The following is a 5,496-nucleotide window of genomic DNA, read 5'->3' as shown; positions in this document are numbered from 1 at the left end:
CCGTGCACAACATCGGCAAGATCCTCACCCACCTCGCCGCAACACCACTACCCGCCTGATCAACGACGGGCACCGGCATCAGATCCAATCCCACCAAATCAGGGACAATCCATTTCGAGACAGCCCGCTGAGCGAACGATTCCGCGCACAAATCGCTCAAGGGTTAGTCGCGCTGGCGGCGCAGGCCGAGGTACTGCAGGTCGGCCATCACCAGCGTGAAGACCCCGCTACCCAGGGTGGCCACGACGCCCGTCGTCGTCAGCGGAAACACGCCGGCCAGCACCATGATCACCGATGCGGCGGTGTACACGAGGTTGCCGACGACCACGACGACGCCCGTCTGGCGCACCGACGGCCGCCGTGACAGCGCGACCACGGCCACGCCGTAGGCGATGAACAAGACGCTCAGCGTGTACTCGAACGCCGGGGCGGTACCCGACTGCTCCGCAATCCAGGGCGCAAGGGCGACGCCCACGACGCCCATCAGCCCGGAGATGACGGCGTCGAGGCGAAGCGCGAAGCGCAGGAAGGAGTCGCGGGTGGTAGTCGCGGGAACGGTGATGGCGGACATGGAAACTTCCCTTCGGTGGTGTGGTGGTTGTGGATCGGAGAGGCCGGTGCGGGCCGCACGCCGTAACCTCTTGCGGCGGGCGGCCGCGCACCGGTTCGGAGGGAGTCACGCCAGACGGCGCACCCCGAGGTATTGCAGGTAGGCGAAGCCGAGAGTGGCCGCGACGGTCGCGAGCATCATGACGACGCCCGCGACGGTGAGCGGGAGCACGCCGGCCGCCAGGACCGCCACCGCGACGATGGAGAAGACCACGTTCGCGGCGACGATGCCGACACCGATGCGCCGGATGGCCGGAGCCGCGGCGAGGATGTACAACGCCGCGCCGTAGACGACGAGCGCGGCGCCCGCCACCCATTCGAATGCGGGCGACAGTCCCGACAACCGGGACAGTGGGTCGGCGACGAAGGCGATCAGCAGGCCCGCGGCGGCGCACAGGGTGGCGTCGGTGCGCATGGCGAGGCGCAGCAGGGAATCGGTGCTGTCGAATACGGGGCGGGTGGTGATGGTGGTCATCGGGGGCTCCTCGGCGGTGAGGTTTCTGGTGTGGCTGACACCACGAACATTGCTCAGGGACCACTGCCAGATCGACGCCTGACGCTGCCAATCACTGCCAGCTGCAGGTCAGAGGGGGCTACGACGTCGCAGGAACGGGGGTCCCGCGCAGGTCTGCGGCGATGACGCGTGCTGCCGCGTTCTGCCAGTTGTGCAGCGACCGCTGCGGCACTTCGGTGACGAACCACTGCCACGCGCGACGGGCCACCGGGTCGAGGCCGGCGGCCGTCGCGTTCTGCGCGTACGCCCGCACGCCCACCACGTAGGGGAAGTACAGCGAGTTGTAGTAGCGCCATTGCTCGGTGGTGCCGAAGTCGCCGCCGTCGCGCGGCTTGAGCGCCGCGATGCGATCGGCGAGCAGCGCCTTGAGTTCGTTGGCCCGCTCCAGGGGCTGATCGGGCACGCCGCGCTGGGCCAGCCGGTCGTCGATGACGGGCAGCGCGGTCAGCGGGCTCGCGACGAGCTTGGACAGGTCGCCGTAGTGGCCGAGCGCGCGTCTCGTCAGCCGGACGAAGGTGTCGTCGTCGACGCCGTCCAACGGGCTTTGCGAGCGCAGCGGCAGCGCAGATTCGGTACGACGCAACGTGGCACGGTCGGCACGCAGGTCGGGTGAGCGGGAGAACGCCAGTCGGTCGAGCAGCCCGGCGAGCGGGTCGGCCAGCACGTTGATCGACAGGGCGATCGCCAGGCTGGTGAACAGCAGCACGGTCAGCGCGGTGTGCTCGTCGGTGACCGCCATGCCGATCAGGGCCTGCCCGCCGAAGAGCGCGGCGACGACGACGCTGCCGACGAACGACCGGCGCATGTCGGCGCGCAGCGCCTGCCCTTCGTCGAATGCGTCCCACAGCGCGACGGCGACGCCGAGCGTCAGGACGTCGATACCGGTGGACGTCAGCGCCAGCCAGCTCGGCACCAACCCCAGCGGGATCACCAGGATCGCGTTGCCCAGCGAGAAGAACAGCGTGGCGACGACCGCGACGCCGAGCACCCGCCGCGGCCGGTTCTGGCGCCGTACCGCCACGGCCATCGCAGCCAGGGTGGAGACGGAGGTGACCCCGAACATCACCCAATGCCCAAGGCGCACCGGTCCGTTCACTCCGCCCGCCAGCGTCGCGCCGGTCAGGGCGAGCGCTGCGACGACGGCGATCGTGCCCAGTTCGCCGACGCGGCTGCGCCAGGTGTCACCTGGCCGGGAGAGCTCAAGCAGCACTGCGAACCAGGCGATGCCGGGCACGACGACGATGTACACCTCGATGCGGCTGAGCAGCTCGGTGTGCGGACCGCCGGTGACGCGGACGGCGTCGAGGGCGACGACGATGGCGAAGCTCAGCAGGCCGATCGCGGCCAGCACCAGCACGGGTTTACGCGGATCGCGGGCCAGAAGGTAGAGCCCGAGCCACCAGCTCAGGCCGAACACCACTGCGGACATCGCCGCCATGTGACCAGTCTGACATGTTGCCCATCCGAGCTGGTGCGCTCCGGCCCGCGGGACCCCTACATGCCGTAACGGCGGTGCCGACGCGTGTAGTCACGCAGCGCGCGCAGGAAGTCGACCCGGCGGAAGGCCGGCCAGTGCGCCTCGGTGAACCACATCTCCGAATAGGCGCTCTGCCACAACAGGAATCCCGACAGCCGCTGCTCCCCCGACGTCCTGATCACCAGGTCGGGGTCGGGCTGCCCGGAGGTGTAGAGGTTCTCGGAGATGCCCTCGACGGTGACCGATTCGACGAGTTGCTCGGCCGTCGCGCCGTTGGCGAGTTCCTTGCTCAGCAGCGCGCGCACGGCGTCGGCGATCTCCTGGCGTCCGCCGTACCCGACCGCGACGTTGACGTGGAATCCGCCGTTGTTCGTCGTCGAGTCGACGGCTTCGCGCAACCGGCGCGCCGGCTCCTCACCGAGCAGCGCGAGGTCGCCGACGGTGCGCACGCTCCACCGGTTGGCGGGTGCGCAGATCTCCTCGACGACGTCGGTGATGATCTCGATGAGCGCGCCCAGCTCTCGCGGATCCCGTTGCAGGTTCTCGGTCGAGAGCAGGTAGACGGTGGCCAGCTCGACGCCGGCATCCTGGCACCACCGCAGCATTTCGGCGATCTTGTTGGCCCCCATGCGGTAGCCATAACTGACGTCGTCGTGACCCTCGTCACGGGCCCACCGCCGGTTTCCGTCGCACAGCACGGCGACATGCCGAGGTAGGTCGGATCGGGAGCGCGCGAGCTCCTGACGGAGCCGCATCTCGTAGACCCGGTAGGCCGGTTCCTTGAGACGCGGGGGAATGAGGTCCACGAAGATCCAGACTACTGTGGCGACCGTGCACTCCCATGAAAGTCAGAGGAGGTGACGTGACCGCTTCGATCGACACGGAGGACTCCGACCGGCCTGGTTCGGCACGCGGAGAGGCCGAAGACCTGCCTGAGGCATTGGCCGACGGCGTCGCTCAATTCCTCGGCAGGCCGCGCGCCCGCGGGTGGATCCACCTGTACTCGGCCATCGTGGCGGTCATCGCCGGCGCCGCGCTGGTGTCGGTGTCGTGGGCAGTCGAGTCCACCCGCGCCGGCCTGGCCACGCTGCTCTACACCTTCACGATCGTGGCGATGTTCGCCGTCAGTGCGACCTACCACCGGGTGACGTGGACGTCACCGACCGCGCGCAAGTGGATGAAGCGCCTCGACCACTCGATGATCTTCGTGTTCATCGCGGGCAGCTACACGCCGTTCGCCCTGCTGGCGTTGCCGTCCGACCAGGGCATGGTGCTGTTCTGGATCGTCTGGGGCGGGGCCATCGCGGGCGTACTCCTGAAGATGTTCTGGCCGTCGGCGCCGGCCTGGGTCGGCGTGCCCCTCTACCTGCTGCTGGGCTGGGTCGCCGCGTTCTTCATCGTGCCGATCATGCACGGCGCGGGCGTTGCGGCGTTGGTGCTGCTGATCGTCGGCGGCGCGCTGTACAGCATCGGCGGCGTGCTCTACGGACTCAAGTGGCCGAACCCGTGGCCGACGACGTTCGGGCACCACGAGTTCTTCCACGCCTGCACGGCGGTGGCCGCGATCTGTCACTACATCGCGATGTGGTTCGCGGTCTTCTAGAGCTAGTTGGGCTGGCGATACCTCACGCCGGCTGCAGCCCTACCAACGCGTCCGACATGAGCACGCCGAGGTGCTGCCAATAGATCCAGTCAGCGATGGCCGTGCGTTGGGCGGTGGCATCAATGGCGTTGTGCGCCATGAAGAGATACTTCTCCTGCGCGTGGTCGGCGTAGTCGACGAACGCTCGCAGATGAGCTTGCCCGCGGTCGGGAGCTTCGCTCATCATCGGCTTCATCACCTCGAACCACTTGTTGAATGTCTCATCGGCAGGAGGATTCACGTCGGTCGGAGCGACCGGCAACAGCTCGGTCAACGCGGTATCGCTGGTCGCGGCCAACGTGGCCGCAACGTGTGGAGCGATCACCTCCAACCGGGACCGGCCCTGCATCTGCCCGCTCTCGGGAAGGTCGTCGGGCTGCAAGGTGACCCTGGCCGCACCCGGATCGAACCCCTTGAACTGCGCTTCGGTGGCGATGACCTGCCGCAAACCCGTGGCGTGATGTTGCGCCCAGCCCTGCAAGGTCAACAGCGGATAGGTCGCCCACCGACCACGCTCCGCCGCCGAGATCGACTCATCGGCCGAGGCCACCTTCACCTGTTCCGGCAGATTCACCCCCTCCGGGATGTAGCCGATGCCATAGCTATTGGCGACCACGATGCTGCCGTCGGCCGCCAAGCCCGTCATCCAGTAGAAGCCGAAATCGACCGACGGCTCGGCGTTGAGCGCCGCTGCAACCCGCCGCGCCATCTGTGCAGGATCGTTACCGCCAGAGCGTCGCGTTGCCCTCGCGATCGCATCCCGCTCGGCGCGCGCGACCGACACCGGAACCGGCGCGGCGACGCCGGCTGCACCCGAGGCCACCGGCGGCGGGATCGGCGTCCCCAGACCCGCGGGACTCACCGACGGCATCGGCGCGGCGGGCGGCGGCGCGGCTGGCGGACCCAACGGCATCGGCGGCACGACCGGACCACCCATCATCGGACCACCGCCCACCGGAGCTGCGGGCGCCGGGGGCACGCTGGGTGCGGGACCGCCGGAGGCACCCGGCAAGGAGGATGGCGGAGCCGGAGCTGACTGATCGGTGATGGGCGCGGACACAGGCGGCGCCGGCGGCGATACCGGTGGCGCCGACGCGGCCTGCACTGGCGGACCACCATTCGCCGCCGCATCGGCAAGCCCCTGCCCGAACGCCTGGGCGGGCGTCTGCGGCGCTGCGCCCGCTGTCTGAGGCCCAGCCGCAGCTGCCGCTTGCGCGGGATCTATGGCCGCGGGCGACACCGAGGGCGATGGCC

Annotated in this window: 6 protein-coding genes; 1 reads left to right on the top strand and 5 read right to left on the bottom strand. The window is 69.0% G+C overall.

Annotated elements, in window-relative coordinates; all coding sequences use genetic code 11:
• Nucleotides 1-163 precede the first annotated feature (163 nt).
• The 4 genes from QOC69_RS29730 to QOC69_RS29715 all read right to left on the bottom strand — a co-directional run bounded on the left by QOC69_RS29730 (nucleotide 164) and on the right by QOC69_RS29715 (nucleotide 3,406).
• The gene (locus tag QOC69_RS29730; RefSeq protein ID WP_526446104.1) at nucleotides 164-571 is read right to left on the bottom strand and encodes a hypothetical protein; all 408 of its coding nucleotides are present in this window, start codon (nucleotides 569-571) and stop codon (nucleotides 164-166) included.
• Nucleotides 572-676: 105 nt separating this feature from the next.
• Nucleotides 677-1,084 (bottom strand): hypothetical protein, encoded by a 408-nt coding sequence (locus tag QOC69_RS29725; protein WP_526446103.1) that lies wholly within the window; start codon nucleotides 1,082-1,084, stop codon nucleotides 677-679.
• 118 nt (nucleotides 1,085-1,202) lie between these two features.
• Entirely contained in the window at nucleotides 1,203-2,561 is a 1,359-nt protein-coding gene (locus QOC69_RS29720; protein ID WP_526446102.1) for a hypothetical protein, read from the bottom strand.
• Between the two features lie 56 nt (nucleotides 2,562-2,617).
• Entirely contained in the window at nucleotides 2,618-3,406 is a 789-nt protein-coding gene (locus QOC69_RS29715) for a (2Z,6E)-farnesyl diphosphate synthase (RefSeq protein WP_526446101.1), read from the bottom strand.
• A 56-nt stretch (nucleotides 3,407-3,462) separates the two neighbouring features.
• On the opposite strand from QOC69_RS29715, the gene trhA reads away from it, so the two are divergent.
• Nucleotides 3,463-4,203: a PAQR family membrane homeostasis protein TrhA gene (gene trhA, locus QOC69_RS29710; protein ID WP_526446100.1), complete on the top strand. Its 741-nt coding sequence runs from the start codon at nucleotides 3,463-3,465 to the stop codon at nucleotides 4,201-4,203.
• 22 nt (nucleotides 4,204-4,225) lie between these two features.
• Here the strand turns inward: trhA and QOC69_RS29705 are convergent.
• On the bottom strand, nucleotides 4,226-5,496 hold a 1,271-nt coding region (locus QOC69_RS29705; protein ID WP_526446099.1), incomplete at its 5' end, for an EspK C-terminal domain-containing protein.

It is taken from the genome of Mycobacterium sp. (assembly GCF_032162105.1).
In the GTDB taxonomy this organism is placed as follows: Bacteria; Actinomycetota; Actinomycetes; order Mycobacteriales; family Mycobacteriaceae; genus Mycobacterium.
This window is presented reverse-complemented; position numbering and strand designations above follow the sequence as displayed.

Coding starts and splice junctions, on each gene's coding strand:
- QOC69_RS29730 (WP_526446104.1), bottom strand. CDS start 571: ATGTCCGCCATCACCGTTCCCGCGACTACCACCCGCGACTCCTTCCTG.
- QOC69_RS29725 (WP_526446103.1), bottom strand. CDS start 1,084: ATGACCACCATCACCACCCGCCCCGTATTCGACAGCACCGATTCCCTG.
- QOC69_RS29720 (WP_526446102.1), bottom strand. CDS start 2,561: ATGGCGGCGATGTCCGCAGTGGTGTTCGGCCTGAGCTGGTGGCTCGGG.